Annotated in this window: 16 protein-coding genes; 11 read left to right on the forward strand and 5 right to left on the reverse strand. The window is 35.8% G+C overall.

Going from position 1 to position 23,963, the window contains the following annotated elements; translation table 11 throughout:
- Positions 1–120 precede the first annotated feature (120 nt).
- The 3 genes from AC4CVF_RS06735 to AC4CVF_RS06745 all read left to right on the forward strand — a co-directional run bounded on the left by AC4CVF_RS06735 (position 121) and on the right by AC4CVF_RS06745 (position 2,195).
- Positions 121–345 (forward strand): hypothetical protein, encoded by a 225-nt coding sequence (locus tag AC4CVF_RS06735; RefSeq protein WP_004719860.1) that lies wholly within the window; start codon positions 121–123, stop codon positions 343–345.
- A 909-nt stretch (positions 346–1,254) separates the two neighbouring features.
- Positions 1,255–1,599 carry a DMT family transporter gene (locus AC4CVF_RS06740; protein WP_336950915.1) on the forward strand — a complete coding sequence of 115 codons (345 nt, stop codon included), beginning with the start codon at positions 1,255–1,257 and terminating at the stop codon, positions 1,597–1,599.
- 29 nt (positions 1,600–1,628) lie between these two features.
- Complete coding sequence (locus AC4CVF_RS06745) at positions 1,629–2,195, forward strand: TetR/AcrR family transcriptional regulator (RefSeq protein WP_336950916.1); 567 nt, start codon at positions 1,629–1,631, stop codon at positions 2,193–2,195.
- A gap of 126 nt (positions 2,196–2,321) precedes the next feature.
- Here AC4CVF_RS06745 and putA read toward each other — a convergent pair whose 3' ends face one another.
- On the reverse strand, positions 2,322–6,077 hold the full coding sequence (putA, locus tag AC4CVF_RS06750) for a trifunctional transcriptional regulator/proline dehydrogenase/L-glutamate gamma-semialdehyde dehydrogenase (RefSeq protein WP_490789117.1): 3,756 nt from the start codon (positions 6,075–6,077) through the stop codon (positions 2,322–2,324).
- A gap of 120 nt (positions 6,078–6,197) precedes the next feature.
- Here putA and AC4CVF_RS06755 point away from each other — a divergent pair, with 120 nt between their 5' ends.
- Entirely contained in the window at positions 6,198–6,695 is a 498-nt protein-coding gene (locus AC4CVF_RS06755) for an Lrp/AsnC ligand binding domain-containing protein (RefSeq protein ID WP_336950918.1), read from the forward strand.
- Positions 6,696–6,745: 50 nt separating this feature from the next.
- On the opposite strand, the gene putP is transcribed toward AC4CVF_RS06755, so the two are convergent.
- Positions 6,746–8,251 carry a sodium/proline symporter PutP gene (gene putP, locus AC4CVF_RS06760; protein ID WP_336950920.1) on the reverse strand — a complete coding sequence of 502 codons (1,506 nt, stop codon included), beginning with the start codon at positions 8,249–8,251 and terminating at the stop codon, positions 6,746–6,748.
- Between the two features lie 374 nt (positions 8,252–8,625).
- Here putP and aspA point away from each other — a divergent pair, with 374 nt between their 5' ends.
- Together aspA and AC4CVF_RS06770 are read left to right on the forward strand one after the other, a co-directional pair.
- Positions 8,626–10,077 (forward strand): aspartate ammonia-lyase, encoded by a 1,452-nt coding sequence (gene aspA / locus AC4CVF_RS06765; protein ID WP_490789118.1) that lies wholly within the window; start codon positions 8,626–8,628, stop codon positions 10,075–10,077.
- Between the two features lie 144 nt (positions 10,078–10,221).
- Positions 10,222–11,223, forward strand: coding sequence for a hypothetical protein (locus AC4CVF_RS06770; RefSeq protein WP_336950922.1), 1,002 nt, complete (start codon positions 10,222–10,224; stop codon positions 11,221–11,223).
- A 54-nt stretch (positions 11,224–11,277) separates the two neighbouring features.
- On the opposite strand, the gene AC4CVF_RS06775 is transcribed toward AC4CVF_RS06770, so the two are convergent.
- Positions 11,278–11,979 (reverse strand): SIR2 family NAD-dependent protein deacylase, encoded by a 702-nt coding sequence (locus tag AC4CVF_RS06775; protein ID WP_336950923.1) that lies wholly within the window; start codon positions 11,977–11,979, stop codon positions 11,278–11,280.
- Between the two features lie 171 nt (positions 11,980–12,150).
- Between AC4CVF_RS06775 and AC4CVF_RS06780 the strand changes: the two genes are divergently transcribed.
- Together AC4CVF_RS06780 and AC4CVF_RS06785 are read left to right on the forward strand one after the other, a co-directional pair.
- Positions 12,151–14,046: a DUF1266 domain-containing protein gene (locus AC4CVF_RS06780; protein ID WP_490789119.1), complete on the forward strand. Its 1,896-nt coding sequence runs from the start codon at positions 12,151–12,153 to the stop codon at positions 14,044–14,046.
- Positions 14,043–16,073: a DUF4034 domain-containing protein gene (locus tag AC4CVF_RS06785; RefSeq protein WP_490789120.1), complete on the forward strand. Its 2,031-nt coding sequence runs from the start codon at positions 14,043–14,045 to the stop codon at positions 16,071–16,073. The genes AC4CVF_RS06780 and AC4CVF_RS06785 overlap by 4 nt, the downstream gene beginning before the upstream one ends.
- Before the next feature lie 144 nt (positions 16,074–16,217).
- Here AC4CVF_RS06785 and AC4CVF_RS06790 read toward each other — a convergent pair whose 3' ends face one another.
- Both AC4CVF_RS06790 and AC4CVF_RS06795 read right to left on the reverse strand, forming a co-directional pair.
- Positions 16,218–16,553, reverse strand: a complete 336-nt coding sequence (locus AC4CVF_RS06790) for a hypothetical protein (protein WP_336950926.1) — start codon at positions 16,551–16,553, stop codon at positions 16,218–16,220.
- A 108-nt stretch (positions 16,554–16,661) separates the two neighbouring features.
- Positions 16,662–17,960 (reverse strand): MFS transporter, encoded by a 1,299-nt coding sequence (locus AC4CVF_RS06795; RefSeq protein ID WP_490789121.1) that lies wholly within the window; start codon positions 17,958–17,960, stop codon positions 16,662–16,664.
- 588 nt (positions 17,961–18,548) lie between these two features.
- On the opposite strand from AC4CVF_RS06795, the gene AC4CVF_RS06800 reads away from it, so the two are divergent.
- The 3 genes from AC4CVF_RS06800 to AC4CVF_RS06810 are packed head-to-tail and all read left to right on the forward strand — an operon-like array spanning position 18,549 to position 23,892.
- Positions 18,549–21,368, forward strand: coding sequence for a type VI secretion system Vgr family protein (locus tag AC4CVF_RS06800; RefSeq protein WP_490789122.1), 2,820 nt, complete (start codon positions 18,549–18,551; stop codon positions 21,366–21,368).
- Positions 21,369–21,381: 13 nt separating this feature from the next.
- On the forward strand, positions 21,382–22,914 hold the full coding sequence (locus tag AC4CVF_RS06805) for a hypothetical protein (protein WP_490789123.1): 1,533 nt from the start codon (positions 21,382–21,384) through the stop codon (positions 22,912–22,914).
- A 27-nt stretch (positions 22,915–22,941) separates the two neighbouring features.
- Positions 22,942–23,892, forward strand: a complete 951-nt coding sequence (locus AC4CVF_RS06810; RefSeq protein WP_490789124.1) for a hypothetical protein — start codon at positions 22,942–22,944, stop codon at positions 23,890–23,892.
- Positions 23,893–23,963: the final 71 nt, after the last annotated feature.

Here is a 23,963-nt window from a genome sequence, read left to right on the forward strand (position 1 = left end):
TCAAACTATTATGTTTTTGAAGAAAAATGTTGCTGCAAAATAAACTCAAAAAATAATGATTTAAACGGTATTGTCATAAAAGCATGTTATAAAAAATGAAATTGTAGCGAGAAATGAAAAATGGAAATTAGTGTAAAGCAAATCAACAAGCGTATAGATGAATTTCAAGAATCTAGTAAAAAAGCATCAACTTTAGAAATTGGCTATAAAACTTATGCGAAGTTAATGAATGAAGATAAATTTGCAGATGCACTGAAAAAAGATCCAAATAACACAATGGTCCGCTACTACAAAGATATAAAAATTAAATTGGTCACAGAAAAACATCATTTTGAGGTGAAGTAAGTTTTTTACTGAAAAGAATAATAAAATTATCATTTATTAAAAAATTTACAACTCAAGGAATGAGTGTGAATTTTTTATCATATTGCATGAGAAAAGTAATATATCTTTAGAGCCCTTACTTGATCCAGCAGGGATCACTCTTTGCTTTTAAAATCTAAATTTATCACATTTAGAATATTGACATCCGCGACCATTGTTAAACACAACTTGTAACACTTTTTTATTAATTCTTCATTTTTTATCCACTTTTTTTGGATGATGTATCTAAATATTTCTTTTTTTTGATTTTTTTACCATGCGGTTAATGCATTAATAATATTATTTATTAAGAAAAACTAATGAGTTTGAATATTTTTTAAACAGCAGGGTGCTGCAATAATTATTGTGATATAGGTATCAAAACCTGCATAATAACTGAATAAAAACAAATATGTGAGAATATTTATCATTTATAATAAATCTTTTTAATATCTATTCATGCCGTAAAAGTAGCCAGTTAGACTTATTTTTAAGTGTTTTTTAATTTAATTAGGCTTAATTATCTTACAAATTGTGACAAAATATATTAAAATAAATACTGGTTTATTTTGTGACGAAAAATAATGGAAATTTTAAACTTTATAAAGAGTTTCAACACGGTAAACACGTATTTAATTTTGGCGATAATTGCCTTGTTGTTTATAATTTCATTTTTCTACTTTATTCATCCAACCTGATTAGGTGGGAAATTGAAAAAAAGAGGTGAGTATCATATTGATAACTCGCCTTTTTTTATAAAACTAGTTTTTATCAAAGTGATGTTGCTTTTTATTCATAAAATTTAATGGCTGAGATTACAAATAGCTAAAGATTGTATTGTAAATTGAATTTATATAACATACCAACCAACTGGTATCTTTTGATGAATTTATGAATTCTATACTTTTTGCCTATAGCTTATTGGCTATCGCTATCCTCGCTGAAGTAACTGGTTCAACTTTCTTAGTGAAATCCCAAGGCTTCACAAAGTTAGTCCCAAGTTTACTGGTGGTGTTTTTTTATGTGATTTCTTTCTATTTACTTTCTCAAGTGATTAAAACAATTCCATTAGGTATTGCTTATGCAATTTGGGCTGGTGTTGGTATTATTCTCACTGCTTTGGTGGGTTACTTCATTTTCAAACAAAGCTTAGACTTTGCTGCAATTGCAGGTATTGGATTAATTATTTCAGGTGTATTGGTGATTAATTTATTTTCAACATCAGCAGGACATTGACAAAAGCACGAAGCGGGTAAGATTTGAGTATGGATAAAATTGTTGGAAATGCTTATCAACGTAAAAAAGATCCTGAAGGTGTTAAAAAATTAATTTTAGCCAACACGATGAATTTAGTTGCTGAACACGGTGTAAATGGTGTGTCGATTCAAAGTATTGCAACTCATTCAGGTGTAACTAAAGGTGGTATATTTCATCATTTTGCCAATAAACAAGTTTTAATTGAGGCAATGTTGGAAGAGTTAATCCAACAATTGGACCAGCAAGTCAGCCTGGCAATTGAAAAAGATCCAGTCACTTATGGCTGCTTTACTCGCGCATATATTGATGTCACCTTAAGTTCTTCATTTGGAGTCAACACTATATGGAGTGCTTTAAGCATGACATTGATGACAGATAAATCTTACAGTGAGAAGTGGGATCAATGGCTAACACGACGGTTATCTCAACATGCTGAAACTGATTATTCTGTCACATTAAAAATATTACGTTATGCTGCCGATGGGGTATGGTTTGTAGAAAGTCTATCCCCAAAAATACAGGATAATTATGAGAAAATTAAACAGGAATTATTGTTAAGGAGTTATCCTGAATAGTGATTCATTTGCTCAGATTTTTAAGCAAAATCAATATCTACAAACTAAAATAAAAATTCTAAAAAAAACCAAGCCAATTGATTTTGGCTTGGAATGGAAAAATTATTTAAATCATTGCTTTATGGTTTACTCACTCCCTAAAGTCATTAAACTTGCATTTCCGCCTGCAGCCGCAGTATTGATACTGATCGCACGCTCAATGAGTAATGGTGCAAGTGGAACAATTGTATTGGCATCCGTTAAGTGAGTTATGCCGACAATTGCACCTTGACGTTGCGCAATCTGGGTCTGTAATTCTTTTAGACCCGCACCTTGATGTAAAACTGCATCAAATTCTCCAGCAACAACATCCTTGATCATCGAAAATTTTTGTTGCAATACTTTTGGCATCGCTTGAATCATTTTTAAAGCAATCGCATCATCACTTAAAATACAGACTTGCGTATTGAGAGACAAAATTGCATTAAATTGATTCAGCAAAGCCTGTTCTTGCTCTGCGATTGCCAATATCCGATGACGTGATACAACATGATATTGATTCAATTCACCTGTTGGGCCCGGAAGCTCATATAAGGCAATCGGTGATTGATACTGATGCAAAGTCCATTGTGAATAATGCTGTTTTGCCCAAGTGTGAAATTCTCTTTGAATCTCAGATGGTTTTAGATTGAGCTGTTCAGAGATATTTTTTACAGTACCAAAAGGATGCTTTGGTAGGGCTGTATGCTGCATTAATTTATATAAATAAATCGGACCGCCAGCTTTAGGCCCTGTTCCTGATAAGCCTTCACCACCGAAAGGTTGTACGCCAACAACAGCCCCTACAATATTACGGTTAATATATAAGTTACCCACTTCCGCATGTTCAATGGTAGTTTGAATAGTTTCATCGATACGCGTATGTAAACCCATGGTTAAGCCATATCCTTTTGCATTGATATGTTCTAACAATTGCTTTAATTCACCATATTTATAGGTAATGACATGCAATACAGGTCCAAAAACTTCACGTTTTAAATCATTAAGATTTGGAAGTTCAATCACCGTCGGAACAATAAATGTGCCTGCATTTAAATCAGATGTTGGTGTTTCATAAGCAAGTTGATGTATTGCATAACCCTTGCTACGCATCATTTCGATATGCTTTTCAATATTCTGTTGCGCTTCAGAATCAATCACTGGACCTATATCTGTTTTAAGCAAAATAGGTTGCCCAATGTTGAGCTGTTGCATGGCGCCTTTAAGCATCTTAATTAAGGTTGCTGCATTGTCTTCTTGAACGCACAATACACGCAGGGCAGAACAACGTTGACCAGCACTATCAAATGCTGAGTTTACTGCATCGATTACGACTTGTTCTGTCAGTGCAGAAGAATCTACGATCATCGCATTTTGACCACCTGTTTCAGCAATTAGCGGAATCGGTTGACCTGTTGGACTCAGACGTTGTGCTACGGTTTTTTGTAAAATCTTAGCAACTTCAGTGGAACCTGTGAACATAATGCCTTGAATACGCTCATCTTGGCTGAGTTTTGCTCCAACTGTTTCACCACGACCAGGAAGTAATTGTACAACTGATTTTGGAACTCCTGCTTCCCATAAGATTTGAATTGCTTGTGCTGCAATTAATGGGGTTTGTTCAGCAGGTTTAGCAATTACGGTATTTCCTGCAACAAGTGCTGCCGAAATTTGTCCAGTAAAAATTGCAAGTGGGAAGTTCCAAGGGCTGATGCATAAAATTGTACCCAGTGGGCTGAGTGTCCCATTTTCCTCAATGCTTTGCATTTGTGCTGCATAGTATCTGAGGAAATCAACAGCTTCACGTACTTCAGCAATACCATTACTATAGGTTTTACCACTTTCACGGCATAGTAAAACCATTAGCTCCTGAATACGCGACTCCATAATCGAAGCAGCTTTGAGCAATAACTCTGCACGAAAATCTTGAGATGCATTTTTCCAATTTTCAAAAGCTTGATGAGCGTTATCTAAGGCCAAATCCACTTGTGTTGTTTCTGCTTCGATCACATAACCAACTAGATCTGCATGATCAGCTGGATTACGGATTTCTTGCGAATTTATTTCTGATAAGTCTCGTAAATCAAGCTGATCGACAAGGCTATAACTGTTCCATTGGTGTTTTAAATAGTACTGAACAGTTTGATTTAAATCCTTTAATTTACTGTCATCGGCTAGGTCTAAACCTTGAGAGTTTTGGCGTATGCCTTGATATAAATTATGAGGAAGTGGAATAGCAGGGTGTTTTAGCCCAATTGCATGTTCTTTTTCTGCAGTATGTAAAATCTCTTGAACTGGGTTTTCAATCAAGTCTGCAATTTTAATATTTTTATCAGCAATACGGTTAACAAATGAGGTATTAGCACCATTTTCCAATAAACGTCGAACCAGATAGGCCAATAAGGTTTCGTGATTACCGACAGGCGCATAAATACGACATGGAATCCCTAATTTTTGATCTGAAACCTTGCCTACTACTTGTTCATAGAGTGGTTCACCCATGCCATGTAAGCATTGGAATTCGTATTGACCAAGATAATATTTTTGTGGATCTGCTAACTCATAAATTGTGGCAAGCGTTTGTGCATTATGTGTCGCAAATTGCGGATACACTTGATCAGGTGCAGCCAATAATTTTTTTGCACAAGCAATATAAGACAAATCTGTATGCACTTTACGGGTAAACACTGGATAGTCAGACATACCGTCAATTTGTGCTTTTTTGATTTCACTGTCCCAGTAAGCACCTTTGACCAGACGAATCATTAAACGTTTTTGACTGCGTTTTGCCAGATCAATAATATAATCCACCACATAAAAACAACGCTTTTGATAGGCTTGGATCACAAAGCCAATACCTTTCCAGTTTGCTAGTTGTGGCTCAAAGCATAAACGCTCAAGTAATTCTAAAGACAGCTCTAACCGATCCGCTTCTTCTGCATCAATATTGAGGCCAATATCATAAGTCTTTGCTAAAAGTGCTAAATTTAAAATACGAGGATAAAGTTCATGATGCACACGTTCGGTTTGAGAACGTTGATATCGTGGATGTAAAGCCGAAAGTTTAATAGAAATTCCTGGACCAGTATAAACATCTTTACCTTCAGACGCTTTACCTATGGCATGAATCGCTTGTGTATAGTCTTCGAAATAGCGATCTGCATCGTGTTCAGTCAGTGCAGCTTCACCAAGCATGTCATAAGAATAACGGAAACCTTTGTCTTCAAGGGTTTTGGCATTGTCCAAAGCCTCTTCGATGGTTTCACCAGTAACAAATTGCTCACCCATCATACGCATTGCTGCATCAACTGCTTTACGGATGATGCCTTTACCTGTACGTGCTAAAAGCGAAGTGAGGATCCCAGAAAGGCTAGTTTGTTTAGGTGTTTCCATCAGTTTGCCAGTCAGCATGAGTCCCCATGCAGCAGCATTGACAAACATGAGATTACTTTGGCCTAAATGATCTTTCCAGTTACCTTGATTAATTTTATCGCGAATCAATAAGTCTCGGGTCGCACTATCAGGAATACGCAATAAGGCTTCAGCTAGGCACATCAATGCAATGCCTTCTTGTGAAGACAATGAAAATTCTTGTAGCAGTCCTTGTACAATCCCTGCTTTGCCTGATGAACTTTTACGGTCACGTAAGCTATGCGCTAAATTAAATGCAATGTCATAGATTTTCTGATTCATCTCTTCAGAAATTTGACTGTGCTCAAGTAAGTTTTCAACACATTCCGACTCAGCAAGACGCCATGCATGATTGATTTTTTCTTCAAAATCAGTTTTGTCTTTAAATTCGGTAATGTAATCCAAACTTGGCAGTAGGTTTGCGTTTAAAACTTGAGGTGAATCCATATTCATTGTCAACGTCCTGTGACTAGCAAATATTTTTGTTGAGCAGATGGGTTTATATAATTTATGATTACAGAATATTTAGTGAATAACTCACTATAATTTGAATAATATTTAGAGAATTATTCTATGGAAAGCGCTTATTTAAACTTGGATCGTATAGATATTCGAATTTTGGATATTTTGCAAAAAGATGGGAAAATTTCCAATATTAAGCTGGCCGAAAAAGTCAATTTATCGCCTACAGCTGCGCTTGCTCGAGTACAGAAATTGACAGGAGAAGGGTTTATTTTAGGCTATGAAGCAAAACTAAATCCAAAAATGTTAGGCGCTAATTTTGTTGTATTTGTTGAGATTCTTTTAGATAAAACCACACCCAATGCTTTAGATGCGTTTTCAGATGCAATCGTACAATATCCAGAAATTATGGCATGTCATATGATCAGTGGTGGTTTTGATTTTTTGGTAAAGATTCGATGTGCTGATATGGAAGAGTTTCGTCGTATTTCAGGGCAGGTGCTATGGCAATTGCCTGGGGTAAAAGAAACGCGTAGTTATCCAGTAATGGAAGTGATTAAAGACAGCTCACAATTACATTTAAATTTTAAAGCGAAAGTAAAGAAATAGAAAAGGGGCATCAATGCCCCAACTCTAATGATTTATTCAAGCACATGAATTTACATGTTTTTCATTTCACGATTATAAATTTGTTCAGCATTTTCAAAACGATCAATCACATCTTTTTCAGGCGCTTTGTCCATTAAACTAACCACAATGATACTGATGAAAGACAGGATAAAGCCTGGAACGATTTCATATAAACCGGTATGTACCATCGTGTTTTTCCAAACAATTACTGTTGCAGCACCGACAATGATACCGATTATTGCACCATTCAAAGTCATACGTTTCCAGAACACAGACAATAAAATAAGTGGACCAAATGCTGCACCAAAACCAGCCCATGCATAAGCGACTAAACCAAGTACCTTACTTTCTGGGTTAAATGCCAAAATGATAGCCAGTACTGAAATGGCTAAAACCATTAAACGACCGACCCAAACCAACTCATTTTGTGAGGCTTTTTTGCGAAGAAAAGATTTATATAAATCTTCAGTCAAGGTGCTTGAGCATACCAAAAGCTGACAGCTTAATGTACTCATTACAGCAGCTAAAATAGCGGCTAAAACAACACCTGCAACCCATGGATTAAATAAAATTTTGGTCAATTCCATAAACACTGTTTCTGGATTTTTTGCCACAATTGCAGCAGACGGAATGTCCGGATGTGCTTGGAAATAAGCAATACCAACATAACCGACAGCAACAGCACCTGCTAAACATAGAATCATCCACGCCATACCAATACGACGAGCATTGGGAATAGTTTTCACTGAATCTGCTGCCATAAAACGGACTAGAATATGTGGTTGTCCAAAATAGCCTAAGCCCCATGCCATTGATGAAATGATGGCGATAAAACTAACTCCTTGGAACATATTTGCGGCATGGGGGCGTGCGGTTTCAATCAATTGATTGACATGTTGTAAATCACCAACTGCCAAGAAAGTCATAATTGGCGCCAAAAGCAATGCAAAAATCATCAAGCCCGCTTGAAATGTATCCGTCCAACTGATCGCAAGGAAGCCACCGATACACACATAGCTGATGGTTGCAATCGCACTGACCCAAAGAGCAGTGGTGTAGTTCATAGCAAAAATACTTTCAAATAAACGTGCACCTGCCACCATGCCTGAAGCACAGTAAATACCAAAGAAGATTAAAATGACCAGTGCAGAAATGATACGTATCACTTTCTTTTTATCACCAAAACGGCTGGTGAAATAATCTGGTAATGTTAATGCATTATTTTGTATTTCAGTATGGACACGTAAACGGCCTGCGACCAAGTACCAATTGAGCCAAGCACCAATAATAAGCCCGATTGCGATCCATGATTCAGATAATCCAGTCAGGTAAATTGCACCCGGTAGTCCCATGAGTAGCCAACCACTCATATCCGATGCACCCGCTGAAAGTGCGGTGACAAAACTCCCTAAACTTCGACCTCCCAAAATATAATCTGAGAAATCGGTGGTTTTTCTATAGGCATATAAGCCAATACAAACCATTGCAATAATATAAAAGATAAACGTTACAACTGTGGGGTTGAGTGAGTCCATATTTAATTCAGTCCTTGTGGAGTAAATCTCCAAGTTTTATTTTTTATCGCATAAGTTTCACGAGCGAATTCTTTCACACAACTAAAAAATATCGCTGTGATTTTTATAAGGTGATTGTGCAAGATTTATGTATCCGATTGTAACTTTAGATACAAATGCAAATAATCAGCAATTTATATCTAAAAAATTCTACTGGGAGTGTTTAAGTGACTGTGGGATTATACTTTACGTAAAGTTACATTGTTAACATTTAATTGATAGTTCCATAAAATTGTTTATCGAAATGACATCTTTTGCTAGTACAAAAGCAGATGAGAAGGAATATTATTATCACTGCACAACTATAGTGCATAAATACATAATGAGCAGATCACATGGAAACGGTTCAACTTGAAGTTACAAGAATAGAAAAAGATTTGTTAGGAAGTAAAGAAGTTCCTATAAACAGTTATTATGGCATTCACACAATCCGAGCTTTAGAAAATTTTAATATTTCTAAACATACCGTTGGAGAGCAAAGCTTTTTTATTCGTGCTTTGGCTCAGGTCAAAAAGGCCTCGGCACAAACTAATTTGCAATTTAATACGATCTCTGAAGAAATCAGTGTAGCAATTCAAAAAGCCAGTGATGAACTGATTGAAAATCCGCAAAATTGGAAAGATGAATTTCCAACAGATGTATACCAAGGTGGCGCGGGTACATCGATTAATATGAATACCAATGAAGTTATTGCCAATATTGCGTTAGAATCTTTAGGTTATGCGAAAGGACGTTATGACATCATCCATCCAAATGACCATGTTAATAAATCTCAATCGACCAATGATGTCTATCCCACAGCATTACGTTTAGCAACTTACTATTCACTGGATTTGTTATTTGAAAAAATCAATAACTTGATTAGTTCGCTGACATTGAAATCTGCTGAGTTTCAATATGTGTTAAAAATGGGACGAACACAGTTACAAGATGCTGTCCCAATGACATTAGGGCAAGAGTTTCATGCCTTTGCTACATTACTCAAAGAAGATGTTCGTTTAATTAAAAAAACCCGTGAACTTTTATTAGAAATTAATTTAGGCGCTACTGCGATTGGTACAGGCGTAAATACGCCTCATGGTTATGCTACCCAGGTCAATGAAAATTTAAAAGCCTTAACAGGATTAAACTTAAGTGGTGCAGAAGATTATGTTGAAGCGACCAGTGATTGCGGTGTATTTATTATCCTTTCAAGCACCTTAAAACGTTTGGCTGTAAAACTCTCTAAAATTTGTAATGACTTACGTCTATTAAGTTCTGGCCCAAGAACAGGTTTATGGGAAATTCGCTTACCTGAATTACAAGCTGGTTCATCGATCATGCCAGCGAAAGTCAATCCAGTGATTCCCGAGGTGGTCAATCAAATTGCATTTAAAGTGATTGGTAATGATTTAACCATTACCTTTGCAGCAGAAGCAGGCCAATTACAGTTAAATGTTATGGAACCTGTGATTGCACTTACCATGAATGAGTCAATTGAGTTACTAATCCATGCAATCCAAACCTTGGATGAGAAGTGTATTCAAGGTGTGGTTGCCAATGAAAAAACCTGTTTTGATGCTGTGATGCGTAGTGTCGGAATAATTACCTTACTTGATCCAATTTTAGGTCATGCGAAGTGTGATGAAATTGGGAAGCAATGTATTGCTGAAAATAAAACCATTCAAGAGGTTGTACTTGAACAAGGTTTATTGAGCCAAGAACGTCTAGATGAAATTTTCTCTTTTGAAAATATGATTGCAGAAATTGCAGTACAGCCATATGAAGAAATCGGTAAAGCAGGCTAATTGTTTGAATTACGGCTATTGATCCGTGTAAAAAAGATCTGATAGATACAGCATTTGGGTGCTGTATTTTTATGCATGGTAAAAAAAGTAAAGTTTCTTTATAATTCAACAAAATTTAAAATCACCAACAAAAGTCAATAATCTATGAATAATAAACATTTAATTCTCGCCTTAAGCTTGGTACTTCTTTCTGGATGCGCGAAAAAATCGGAACAAGCTGCTGAAACTTCAGCAGCTGCTCAAGATGCACAAGTCGTTGCTCAGGATGCTGTTCAAGCGGCTGATGCCGCAGAAAAAAGTACTGAGCAAGCTAGTGAAAATTCTGTTGATACTACACCTCTGACTGAACAAAAACCTGAAACTATTTTAAGTACCGATGTCAGCCAAGCAGAAAAAGCACGTCGTATGGTGCGAGAAGCACAGGTTAATTTCACAGCCAAAGATGTGGTGAAAACTGCTTTAGAAATTGATAAGCTCACTTTTCAAGCGGGTGGCTTTATAGAGCAGAAAAATATCAGTTTTGATGTACTCGATGTAAAAACACAAAAAATTGCGGATGGTAAAATCCGAGTTTTTGAAAAAGTTGATCCGCATGCTGAGATCATTGTCAGAGTACCGAGTGATAAAGCTGCGATATATGTCAATCAGTTATTGCCATTGATGTACTTTTTAAATCAACAACAATATTCTGCTAAGCGTTTTGAGTTAAAGCTTTTAGAAGAAAAAATTGGACAAACGCAAAGCGTTCCAAGTGATACCAAACCATCACAGCTGAATGAAATTTCCCGTTTAACCCAACTTGAAGTTCAAGATCGTGTGCGTTTTAGCACGATTAGTATTGCCATTAAGCAACCTGCGATGGTGAGAGAAAGTCTGGATGTTGATGTTGCTGCTGTGGCACGCTTAAACGGTGATAGTTTTTGGAAGCGTGCTTGGGAAGGTGTTCAATATGGCTGGCAATTTATTTTGGATTTATTGGTTATTTTAGTCACCATTTGGCCTCTTTATTTACTGGTATTTATTGGCTTGATTATTTATCGAGTGATTAAACCTGTAATGAATAAATTATTTAATGATTCATCATCGACTAAAGCGCCTAAAGATGTAACAAAAGATCAGATGAATTCTACAGATGAAAATGAATAATTTTGCTTAGTGCTATGCTGTAATTTTTAAAACCAGTGCAATTGCACTGGTTTTTTAATGTGTTGTCAGTTTTTCAAAAAGCTGTTGCATCCCTTCAGTCGCACTCATTTTTAAACATTGATATTGTTGGGGAACACGCTCATAACTGGCTTGTGGATCAATATAATATGCATCACAGTGTTCTGGAATCTCGTGTATCAAACTTGCCACAGGGTAAACGGTTAATGTGGAGCCGATAACAATAAAAATATCAGCATCACGGATTATCTGTACTGCTTCTTCATAAGCAGGAACTGCTTCACCAAACCAAACCACATGGGGGCGAAGTGGATATCCTTCAGGACATTTATGTTGTTCTAGATCCAATTGCCAACCATCTATAGGATAAAACTGAGTTGTGTACTGCGAATTGGGTTTAGAACTTTTAGCAAGGCGAATATTGCCATGTAAATGAATAACTTGTTGGCTTCCAGCACGTTCATGAAGATCATCAATATTTTGAGTAATTACAATGACATCAAAATGTTGTTCGAATTGAGCAATGATATTGTGTGCTTGATTAGGGTGGGCTTGGAGAATATGTTGACGTCGTTCATTATAAAAACGTTGCACCAATGCAGGATTACGCTCCCAAGCTTCAGGTGTAGCCACCTCTTGAATATCATAATTCTCCCATAAGCCATTACTATCTCGGAAAGTGCTGATTCCACTTTCCGCACTCATTCCCGCACCTGAGAAAACTACAATTTTTTTCATAGGATAAACAATTAAAATTTTTAAAATGCTAACATAAATATTGTGAAATATGACTGAAACGTTTTATATTGGAATTAATTTGTTATAAAATAATAGTCAGTCATACTTCGATCATTTCGAATATTTTTTATAAAAATCAAATGTACTAGAAATAAGTTAAAATGGAACAGCATGGAAACACGTGATATTGTCAATGCCCCTGAAGTAAAAAAGACAATTGTAGAGCGTAGTCAACGCCGGAAAGATGATCCAGAAATTACCCAATGGTTTGAAAAGAAATTCTTTGAATATGTGATTAAACAATTTAATCCAGTTTTTCATGTAAATTCGGTCTCTGCTTGGAAAATTTGTCAACTTCCGCAGCCCATTCCTACATGGTTTTTGAACAAGCTTGAACAACAGCCAGAACATCAGATGTTGTATGTTGATCCTTTAAATGAACAGATTTTGGAGCTGGAAAAGCCCATTTTAGAGTTTTTTAATTCGCGTTTAAAAAGCAATTTAAAAGGCAAATTCATGAAAATGACCTATGAGCAAGTGTTAGAAGCTTGGCATAAAGATCATGAAGCAATGAAAAAGCGTTTAGAAAAAGGGCAATGGGACAGCAGTGAGCAGGCAATTGATGAAGTTTTAACTGTAAATACAGGCAAGTTTATTGAAATTACGGCAACAGGAATGTTGTTACGTAAGGAAATGGCATTTGAATCACGTTATATGCAGCACTGTTTAGGGCAGTTTAGCAACCTGATTGAATTGAAAGATGGCTATGGTGAATACTATGTGACGCAAAAAGAGCAGGGGATATTTCGTTATTTTAGCTTAAGGGATTCAAGCAATAAGCCCCATGTAACCATCAGTTTAGAATGGGATGGTGAAGCCTGGTGTATTGAGCAGATTAAGGGTAAGCAGAATCAAGCACCAGTTAAGAAATATGCAGATGATGTCTTATTATTTTTAAATCATATTCAACCAAATAATAATCACAATCCTGATTGTTTAAGCATGGGAATCGTCTATCAACCTGAGATAAATGAAGATTTAACCAATCATGTCAATCAAGCCTTATATTTCTATTTTCATGAATTAGATGATCCTTGTAAAATTGAAACGCTGTTGATGAAAAATCATCATCTATTGGAACAATATGATCATCAAACCAATGTGATTCAGCATCTTTTACTGGGACTAAATCGTCCAGAACATATCAGGCACCCATCAGAAAAATATATAGAAGAAATCCTTGCTTATACAAATCAAAAGCAAACTGAGAAAAAATTTGATTTAAAGGTTGAGTTAAGTCAAGCAAAGTCAAAGAAATCGCTGTGGAGCGTGATCTTTAAGCCTTATTTCTGGTTGCTTCAGACTTTATATGGTTTAAGCAAGATTCCATTGCTTGGTTGGATGATTAAAATTATCGTCTATATCATTGCTTTGCCTTGGATGCTGTTAAATTTAAAGCAGGACAATCGTAAGCAATGGATGCTTGCAACTGGTGATCTGATTTATTTTCGTAATCATATTCAATGGTATCAGGTGGATAGCTTAACGTTAGCGCATTTTGAACAGCATCCAGAAATATATAAAAACCATTTAAATCAATTGTTAAATATCAAACAGAAAAAAGCAGGTTCTAAAGAGAAACAGATTCGTTATTTTTTAAATCAATATTTTCAAATCGTTCAATTAGAAAATCTTTATTCAAGTAGTGAATTTGGTACTGCAAGTTATTTAAGAGATATTTTGGTGTTTAGCCATATTCAAAAAATATTTACTATACGGTTATTGGTGCAGTTTTATGAATTACAGGAATATGATGCATGGCAATACATTGTTGCTTCATCGAATATTATTCAAGACTGTTGTTCTAGCTGGCAGGATATGGGCGAGAAATATGTCGCAGGGCGTGAGCTGTATTTGATGTTTAAACATTCAGATTTTGAAAATTATGATCGCTCTGCAAAGCAAGACTTACACTTATATCAATCCATATATCCCAATAATTGGTCACTTTATTCATGGAATATTGATTTATTCTCAACCCATAATAAAAACAAAGTAGCTGAATGATGATTAAATCTGAATATACCCATGAAGTATTTCGTAAAGATATCCATTGTCCGCAAGGTTTATTGGAAAGTAAAAACTATGCAGAATTGGAAGATTTTTTCAATGTGTTATGGCAAAGTCGAAGTCATAAATCGCCGCAGCTTTGGGAAAATGAATGGTTTGATCAGCCCAAACAAATGTTTAAGGACATATTCTTAAATCATGGCGTAACTGCATTAAAACATATCAATGAATGGCATTTGGCTTTTCCAGAAAGTTTTTTTCCTTATATTGTTCGTGTGCGTTATTGGGCTTTTTGGGCAGCGGAATATCGTGGGCAAGAATGGTCAAGCAATGTTACAGATGAAATGTGGGATTGTGCAAGAGAGGCGCAAAAGCAGTTGTATGCTTCCGCAATGCAAGCTTTTGCATTTAGTTCGGATACATGGACAATTGCGCTGCATCTATTAAATTCGGCAGTTCACTTGGATGAACCCGAGTGGTTTTCTGAGTGGATGCTTAGGCGTCGATATCCTTCAAATTTAGTGCATAAAATAAATGCTTCAGCCCAAGCAATGGCGCAGAAAAGTGGCTTAAATCAAGATTTAAAAATTGATCTACCCCAAGATGTACCTCAACTTTTACTAAAATATCTAAATTTGAAAGAAGAAATTGATTTACCTCAAGCTGATGCCGCTTTTTGGTTAAAAATATTTATTGAAGAATCAGGTTTTGGCTTGCTTGCGGTAAGAGATTATTGTTGGTATCTATTGCCAAGATGGGGACACGATCATCAGGCCATTATTGATTTTGCTCAGTCGGATTGGTGTCAACATTTTAGTGAAATCGAAAAAAGTGAATTAAATTATATCGTATGGTTTGATACGCTTGATACAAGTTTTGATAAAGATCAAACACTTGAAATAAAAAAATATATCCAAAAAGCCCAAGCAATATTAAAACGCCCCTTAACCGAACGTAATCGAGCAGTTATCTATTTAAAATTGGCGTATTTTTATTATCTGTTAGATGAAAATGATCCAAGAATTTTATCTTGTTATCAAAACGCCGCAGATTATCCTGTATTTGATGAGTATGATCTTGATCGTGCAATTTATTTTTGGCGACATAATGCTCAAGATTCAGATTTTCTAGGCCGAATCGCGTTGTCCAACCGAAAGCGTCTTGCCAGTGCTGCTGTTCTTTATGGTTTTCTATGTCAACATGGTTGGTCAAGTGTTGAAAAAAATCCATTGGTTGCTCAATCTTGGTATGAACAGGCAAAATTATTGGAAGCACCCAAAGCTTATCCTGAAGGGCGTTACTGTTGTTTTTTTCGTGTCGCAAACAACTTTGATGATGATCACGGATATATTTTTATTATAGATTTATTACATCAAGGTGCAGATTTAGGCTTTGTGTATTGTTGCTTTAGTGCTGGTTATATTCACTCTTTGGCTGAACATGCCTTATATGATGTGAAACAAGAACTGTATTATGCAAAAAAAGCAGCAGATCAAGGTCATTATATTGCCATGTATAATATGGGTATACATTATCTAAATTTAAGTATGGATGAAAATCAATCTCAACCTAAAGAATATTTAAAAAAGAGTTTAGGGTATTTTGAACAGAGCCGATTAGGTTTAGAAAAGTCGCAACAAGACCATCGTTATATTAATTCTGATTTGCTGAATGATTTAATTGATATTTATGTCACCCGCTTATTTAATTTTAGCTATTATCCTGAAATTGCAGAGCAAATGATTGCAGTTTTAAAAACAAAAGCACATAAACGCCATATTGCTGCAATGTGTGCGATCGCAAGACTGCATTTTGACCCTAAAAATCGACCTCATTATTATGACTATGTTGAAGCAGTTACATGGTGTCAGGCGGCATATTTACAAGCTCCAGAGCAGGAGCTTGTAAAAGAAGTTTTATATGAAATTATGGGAAAAACCAAGCGCAGTATCAAAAAGTATAATCAAACAATTGCCAGTATCGCCGCTTCAAACATACCTGGGCGTCAAGATGTTTTAATTTAGTTGGTTTCTGAGGAGTGAAATATGAAGCTAAAATATTTTAAAATTGATTATTAAGTCCATAATATAGAACATAATGCTTTTGACCTTAAGATCATGACTTTAAAAAAGAATGAAAGGCTTCTAATTTCATGATTTATTTTTAAATTATTCAATAAATTTAATTTGATTAATAAAATAAAAGGACTCATCAGCACTTGGACCCATGACTCGATCTGCATTCTTTTCAAATTGAATATCTGCTTGGATTTTTTTTTCAATATATTCCTTTTTTAAAATTTGTCCGCTTGTTTCTTCATCATGGTCAAACCATTGCCCGCACTTTTGATTGCAATATGCATAAATAGTTTTACCTTGGATGTTTTTCAACAGTAAACCATTATCATCAATTCCACCACCATTGACCAATATATAGTTTTGAGTTTGAGCATTGGCAAAATGACTATACGAAATACAGATAAGAATAAGCAATATCTTTTTCATCTTTTCCTCAAGGTTTAATACGACTTTATTGTATATACGCGGATATTTTACAATAAAAGGCGTGTATTAAAAGAAAAGGTCTGTAAAACAGACCTTAAAATGCAGAGGCTAATGATCATGGTGTAAATATTTCGGCTGTTTAGGTAATTGCATGCTACAGAACAGACAAATAATCAGCATGACAATCACATAAACAAAAAAGCTATTTTCATGACCGAGGTCTTTTAACTTTAATGCAACTGCAGGGGCAGAACCACCAAAGATTGCATTACCGACTGCATAAGCAAAACCAACCCCAAGGGCTCGAATATGTGGTGGAAACATTTCTGCTTTAACTAAACCACTGATAGAGGTATAGAAACTGAGCAACATCATTAAGAAGACCAGTAACAAAGTCACAATAAACGCTGAACCACTAAAATATGGCATCGCAATGACCATTACAGGGTAGATAAAAATAGCACAGCTGGTACTGAAGAGCATCATTGAAGCACGACGACCAATTCGATCTGCCAGCATTCCGAACAAAGGTTGCGCACACATAAATACAAATAGGGCAATGGTCATCATATAGCCGACGGTTTTGTCTGCAAATCCAAGGCTGGTAATATAGGTTTTTGAATATACGGTGATGATGTAAAAACATAAAGAACCCGCTGAGGTATAACCAACCACCAGCAGAAAGGTAGTCCAGTTCTTGCTGAGTAATTCTTTTAAACTGCCTGAACCCTCTTTCGCACTATCATTTTCAGATAAAGTTTCTTTTAAATGTCGTCGTGCAAAGAATGAAAGAATGGCAACAACACCACCAATAATAAATGGAATACGCCAGCCTCCATCCATTAACTGTTCTTTGGACATGAGTGCCAACATGATTACACCCAAAAGGCTTGCTAAAAGTTGTCCGCCAGACAACGTCACATACTGAAAAGAGGAATAAAAACCACGTTGACCTTTTAATGCAACTTCACTCATATAGGTTGCAACAGTACCATACTCACCACCTACTGAAAGTCCTTGTAGAAGTCGTACAGCCAATAATAGAAATGGTGCTGCCATACCGACTTGATCATAAGTAGGGAGTGCTGCAAATAAAAATGAACTGATTGCCATTAACGTAATAGAAATAATCATGGATTTTTTACGTCCATAGGTATCGCCAATCCAGCCAAAGAGCCAACTGCCTATGGGCCGCATGAAAAAACTAGCAGCAAAGACACCCCACACATAAATTGCTTTTGTAGAGTCATCCATATCTGGAGCGGTTAATGCGTGGGTGAAATAGGTTGCGAATGCTGCATAAATATAGAAATCAAACCATTCCACCAAGTTACCAGAAGCAGCCCCAACGATAGCCATGACACGATTACGTTTTTCATGTGGCTGATATATATGTGTTTCAGTCATAAAATATCCTTATTATGCTGCTGCGATTTTTATGCTTTAAAATGTGAAAAATTAATTTTTTTGCATTTTAAACCATTTAGATTTTGCATTTCGATTTTAAAATTAAACGATTATACAAATACGGTATTGGTACAAAAAATACACAGCTTTATACAGCTATATCTATAAATTAATGCAAGAATGTTCTTGTTTTAATTTGCATAATATGAGAATTTATTGATTAATTGCATATTGTGAAAATGAAAAAAATAAATAATTATCAGAAAAGATTAATAGATAAATCTAGTGACTATTTAAATTAAATAGTTTTGGATGGGAAGTATATAAAAATATCACACAATAAGTTCAGCTTTTTTTGAAAGGAAATAATGGATCGAACTTTTGTTTTATTAAATTTATATAAAAATAATTTTAAATTATATTATAGCATTTATGCAAAAGTTGAATTTCATAATATGAACTCTAAATTATAAAATATTATAAAAAAATCAATAAATTGAGATTCACATGAAAAGTCTCCTATGGTAGACAAAATATTATTTTTTATTATAAAGTAATATACAACTTAAAAAAACTACACAATAGATTATGTTGAATAATATTTATTTTGCTTTAGAAAAATTGGGGCTAACAGCACAGAATCGTACGATCCATGTTCTATTTTCAAATCCATCTTTAAATGATCAAGTGTTCCTGCAACGTATTGATGGGACACATGCACTTAACTTAGGCATTAACCTACAATTAACTTGTCTATCTACATCAGCAAGCATTGCTCTAAAAAGCTTTGTTGGTAGTCAAGTGGCCGTGGATATTGTTAATGACAAATCTGAGCTGAATCGAATTTCAGGGATCGTAACCAAAGCCGATGTAGGTGCCAGTGACGGTTCTCTTACAATTTATCGCCTTACAGTAGAAGACCCCACAGCGCTTTGGAAATATCGCAGAAACTCCAGAGTGTTTGTGAATAAATCTGTTGTTCAAGTTGTGGAGGTTCTATTTCAAGAATGGCGAGAGCGAAGTCCATTGTTTGCCTCAAGCCTGACTTTGGATAAAACTGGTTTAACCAAAGACTATGATGTCCGACCATTCATCATGCAGAGCAATGAGCTCGATTTTGACTTCATTCAACGGTTGTTGGCTTCTGAAGGGATAAGCATCTTAGTCGATGAAGCGCAGCATAAAGTTTCAAGTTCTTCAGAGCAGATTCAACCACAGATACTACGTCTAATCGATCATAATGCACAATACAAAGCACTAGATCGCCGTAGTATCCGTTTTCACCGTAGCAGTGCTGTAGAAAGACAAGATAGCATAACGGCATTTACTGGTTTACGTTCTATTCAGCCTACGGCTGTACATGTACAAAGATGGCAAGCGGATGCTTTAGAACAAGAAGAAGGTGCAGGTTCAGTTCTTAGCAAGCATAAGCATTCAGCCAATCAGAATGTGGCAAGTTTAGCTTTAGAACAGGCATTTCATGTCAGTCCTGCATGGATACAGGACTTAAAAGGTGAAGATGGTGTAACCAAATCTGGTCATGTCCAAATTGAAAAGCTCAATGAAAACTTGAGTAAATATTTCGATCTACAAGCCAAAAAATTTATTGCTATTTCTACAGTAAGAGATGCATATGTGGGGTATTGGTTTGAATTTAATGAACATCCTGAAATAGATCAGCATTCAGGTGCAGACAAAGAGTTTTTGATCACCTCAAAGACATTCTATAATCAGAACAACTTGCCTAAAGACCTGAATGATCAAGTGACAGCATTACTTAAACAAAGTCATTGGCAATTGAACAATATCATCACCAATAACAAAGATGAACGTCAAGCCAATCAGCTTGTATTGCAACGTCGAAACATCGACGTCGTTCCTGAATATAACCTACTGCAACAACGACCTATAACACATCCACAACGAGCAAAAGTTGTCGGGATGGATGGGGAGGAAATTCATGTCGATGAATGGGGACGTATCAAAGTACGCTTTTTGTTCACTCGAAATGAAGACCACACCCATGATGGTGGTGCAGGTTCAAATGACAATGATACAGATTCGGCTTGGGTCGATGTACTGACGCCTTGGGCAGGAGAAGGCTATGGGGCACTATTTTTACCGAGGGTTGGAGAGATCGTCATGATCTCTTTCAGTAATGGTGACATTGACAGACCCTTTGTGGTGGGACGAATTCATGAAGGGTGTCGTTATCCGACTAAGTTTGATGACAAAGGCAAGTTGCCTGACACAAAAAAATTAGCAGGGATTAAAACTAAGGAATATCAGGGCAGTGGCTACAATCAACTTCGCTTTGATGATACGACCAACCAAATAAGCAGTCAATTACAGAGTAGTCATGCGACAAGCCAACTCAACTTGGGTAATCTCAGCCACCCAAAAGAAACCGAGACCAGTGAAGGGCGAGGAGAAGGTTTTGAGTTAAGAACTGACCAATGGGGTGCGGTGCGTGCAGGGCGAGGTTTATTGCTATCAACCTATCAACAAGTGCAGGCCAAAGGTAATCATCTTGATGCATCAGAAGCCAAATTACAGCTTGAATCTGGTTTGAATAATTCAAAAGCGTTAAGTGAAGTCGCTAAAAATCAACAAACTGACCCTTTAGAAATTCTAGATGATCTTAAGCAGTTTATTGAACAAATCGAACAGCAAAGTGAAACTAAGGCAAAAGCATTTAAACAAGCTTTGATGATTTTGACTTCATCCGATTCAATCGCTCTTGCAAGCAATGAAGATGTACATCTTTCAGCAGATGGTCAAATTAGTCACAGTGCAGGCGAAAGTATTAACCTAAGTACTCAAAAGAATTTATTAGCTCATGCGCAAAGTAAAATCAGTTTGTTTGCAGCACAGGAAGGTGCCAGATTCTATGCAGGTAAAGGCAAGGTCGAAATACAAGCTCAAGGAGATGGGGCTGATTTGATTGCACGTAAAGGGATTCAAATCATTTCAACTGAAGATGCAATCTATATTACGAGTCCTAAAGAGATTAGATTAGTTGCAGATACCTCAGAATTAAGAATCAATGGCTTAGGTGTGTTTACCACTACAGGCGGTTTGTTTGAGAGTAAGGCGGGGCAGCATAAGTTTGTGAGTGGATCGAAAGTTTCACTGAATTTACCAACTCTCCCATTATCTGATAGAAAAAACTGGATTGCTTTAGAACATTTGGATGCAGACAATCAACCATTTGCTAATTTAGGTTACAAAATATTTTTTGAAGGCAATCAAATTATAGAAGGCAAGCTAGATGATCATGGGAAAGCTCATCATGATAATGTGCCTGAAAAGGCGATTAAAGTAGAGTACGAACAATCCGATTATAAAGATGATCCTTGGGATCTATATGATTTAGTTTTAGATCAATTGAATCAATTAAAAAAATAAGAGAATAAATAAAATGACAGATTTTTTACCATCTAAGCAAGACCTACTCAATGCAATGGCAGCTATAGCAGCCCCAGTGAATAAAGCACTTAAGAAAGGACAAGAAACTCTTGCTGATATTGCAGATTGGCTTTGGGTTGTTATTCAGGGGGATTTTGCTAAAGAACAGACTACTGCTCAAATTGTTACTGGAACGGTAATTTCAATGATCCCGTTTGTTGATCAAATATGTGATGTACGGGATATCTGCGCGAACTGTTCTAAAATTAAAGAAGATAATAGTAATCCATGGCATTGGATTGGTTTAATTTTAACTTTAATTGGATTGTTTCCAGTTTTGGGCTCTGTATTCAAAGGAATATTTAAAGTTATATTAGCGCCAGTACGCCGTTTTATGCTGAGACCTACAGCGAAGCTGGCACAGTTAACAGGTTCTAATATTTATAAAATAGCTGAACCAGCAATAGAAAGTGGTATAAAGGAGTTGAATAAATTTTTGGCACGTCCAGCCGTTAAAAAAGCATTAAAGGACGCTAAAATTACGAATGTCTATAAGGCCACATCTGCAAAAATTCGTGAAGTTAAAGGAGTATTAACAACCAAAGCATTGCTGGAAGTGTTTGATAAACTCGTCAAATATTTGAAAGAAACAGTTAATTTTATAGATAAGTATGCGAGTAGAGGGATTGGACTAAAAGCTAAAAATTTATTAAATATAGTAATTGAAGTTAGAAACGCGGCCAATAAAAAACTGGGAGAATTTTTAAAACCAGTCCAAGATTTTTTAGAAAAGTTGGCGGTTCGTATAGATAAAGAAGGTGATGCAGCATTTAAAGCAACAACCAATGTAAAAAATTTAACTCAATTAAGACGAATTTCAGATGCAGAAGAATTAGAAGCCTTTAGAAAGAACAAGCCTAATTGGGTTCATGTAATTCCAAAAAATAAAGTATTACCTTTTCCTGAAGCTATAGTTGATCCAAAAACATCAAAAACACCCTTACATCCAAGTTTAGGAGGAACTCAATTAGCAATGAAAAGTGGATATGGCCATCCTCTAAGAGATGCTTACAAGACATTTGCTAGGGTGGGAATAAAAGCTCAGACTTTTAATGAAGGTGAAGTATTGGTTCGCGTTTTAGCACCAGGAAGTTTGGACAATAGTATTTGTTGGATGCGTAAGGTGGAATTTGATAAACTTAAAAATCGTGAGGATTGGCGTGATAAATTTGCTGTATGGGCAAGTTGGAATAGTAATGGTGAATATTTGGAATACACTGTTCCAAAAGGTAAAAAATTATACGCTTGGGAAGGCCCAGCAGCATCTCAGAAACGTGGCGAATTTTATTTAAAGGGTGGTGGTATACAAGTTGTAGTAGACCCTAAAGATTTAATTCCATCGGGTCTAAGTAAGCGTAAGTTAACAGGTTGGGGCTATGGGACTGATACAACAATAGGGGAATTTTCCGTGGTAGGTGTTCCAACTTTAAAAACTCAAACGGGTGATTTTTCTTTGGCTCCTCGTTTGGAACATAAATCAAAATAAAATTATTGACGATATATTGAGAATGACATGAATTATAAAATTAATCCTAAAGCCGCTTATTTATTGGAACAATTCAGTTCTTTGAGTTTTTTTGAAATTATGATGGAAAACTATAAGAAATTCTTAAATGAATTAGAAGAGTTATTTGAAATATATATGCATAATCCTCCTTATAATCTAAGAGATTTACCTTTGCCAGAACAGGCTGATATTAATTGGGGGGGCACTGTTTTACCTAATTTAAGAGAAACAATGGATCGCATAGATTATGCTTATGCAAAAATAAAATCAGGAGATTTTACTTATCTTAATTATGTTGGTGAAATTAGTTCTGATCAGAAAGGTATAAGCGAGTTTTCCCCTCATTGGATGGATGATTTACCCTATGATAAAGTTAAAAAATGTTGGGATTATCATTCAATAGCAACAAGTTATGCTTCAGTTATAGGACAAACATATCCAACCTATTGGGATATGGATACGCTTATTTATGATTTTAAAAAAATCGATATATTTAATAATATTATCCTTGATTTGCCAAACAGTTATCCAATTTATCGTATAAATCCAGAAATAATGGTTAAGTCTAATGAAAAGTTAGAAAAAACAGGCATCTATTTGTGTGAAGAAATAGGGGATCGGATCGAATTTATGGCAGCAAGCGAAGAAGAAGATAATGGTGTAGCAAGCGTTCTTGCTGTTGGGCACGATCCAGACACATATGAAACATTGTATGCTGAAGCGAATTGGATATTAATTGAAAGAATTGCAGATGATGGTGGTTCTGCAGAAATGATCCAAACTGACAGTTTAAAAGGCTTTGCAGAACAAAGTTGCCCAAGATCAGGATATTGGTGGAGTCCAGCAAACAAATCTCAATCTCGTTATTTTGAACAAGGAGAAATTTTTCCAAAAATTGAAAATAGTGATTGGGGAGAAACGATTTGGTATTTAGAAATCACCAATAAGCAACAGTGAAATATTTTAAGATTTAACTGCAAGAAATGGCGCTTTCATAAAGTGAAACTTGGTTATATTCCAGAACGCGT

This window comes from Acinetobacter sp. LipI_19 (genome assembly GCF_058242925.1).

What these genes read in the sequence shown, in the direction of transcription:
- AC4CVF_RS06735 (WP_004719860.1), top strand. Translation starts at nt 121, where the DNA reads ATGGAAATTAGTGTAAAGCAAATCAACAAGCGTATAGATGAATTTCAA.
- AC4CVF_RS06740 (WP_336950915.1), top strand. Translation starts at nt 1,255, where the DNA reads ATGAATTCTATACTTTTTGCCTATAGCTTATTGGCTATCGCTATCCTC.
- AC4CVF_RS06745 (WP_336950916.1), top strand. Translation starts at nt 1,629, where the DNA reads ATGGATAAAATTGTTGGAAATGCTTATCAACGTAAAAAAGATCCTGAA.
- putA (WP_490789117.1), bottom strand. Translation starts at nt 6,077, where the DNA reads ATGAATATGGATTCACCTCAAGTTTTAAACGCAAACCTACTGCCAAGT.
- AC4CVF_RS06755 (WP_336950918.1), top strand. Translation starts at nt 6,198, where the DNA reads ATGGAAAGCGCTTATTTAAACTTGGATCGTATAGATATTCGAATTTTG.
- putP (WP_336950920.1), bottom strand. Translation starts at nt 8,251, where the DNA reads ATGGACTCACTCAACCCCACAGTTGTAACGTTTATCTTTTATATTATT.
- aspA (WP_490789118.1), top strand. Translation starts at nt 8,626, where the DNA reads ATGGAAACGGTTCAACTTGAAGTTACAAGAATAGAAAAAGATTTGTTA.
- AC4CVF_RS06770 (WP_336950922.1), top strand. Translation starts at nt 10,222, where the DNA reads ATGAATAATAAACATTTAATTCTCGCCTTAAGCTTGGTACTTCTTTCT.
- AC4CVF_RS06775 (WP_336950923.1), bottom strand. Translation starts at nt 11,979, where the DNA reads ATGAAAAAAATTGTAGTTTTCTCAGGTGCGGGAATGAGTGCGGAAAGT.
- AC4CVF_RS06780 (WP_490789119.1), top strand. Translation starts at nt 12,151, where the DNA reads ATGGAAACACGTGATATTGTCAATGCCCCTGAAGTAAAAAAGACAATT.
- AC4CVF_RS06785 (WP_490789120.1), top strand. Translation starts at nt 14,043, where the DNA reads ATGATGATTAAATCTGAATATACCCATGAAGTATTTCGTAAAGATATC.
- AC4CVF_RS06790 (WP_336950926.1), bottom strand. Translation starts at nt 16,553, where the DNA reads ATGAAAAAGATATTGCTTATTCTTATCTGTATTTCGTATAGTCATTTT.
- AC4CVF_RS06795 (WP_490789121.1), bottom strand. Translation starts at nt 17,960, where the DNA reads ATGACTGAAACACATATATATCAGCCACATGAAAAACGTAATCGTGTC.
- AC4CVF_RS06800 (WP_490789122.1), top strand. Translation starts at nt 18,549, where the DNA reads ATGTTGAATAATATTTATTTTGCTTTAGAAAAATTGGGGCTAACAGCA.
- AC4CVF_RS06805 (WP_490789123.1), top strand. Translation starts at nt 21,382, where the DNA reads ATGACAGATTTTTTACCATCTAAGCAAGACCTACTCAATGCAATGGCA.
- AC4CVF_RS06810 (WP_490789124.1), top strand. Translation starts at nt 22,942, where the DNA reads ATGAATTATAAAATTAATCCTAAAGCCGCTTATTTATTGGAACAATTC.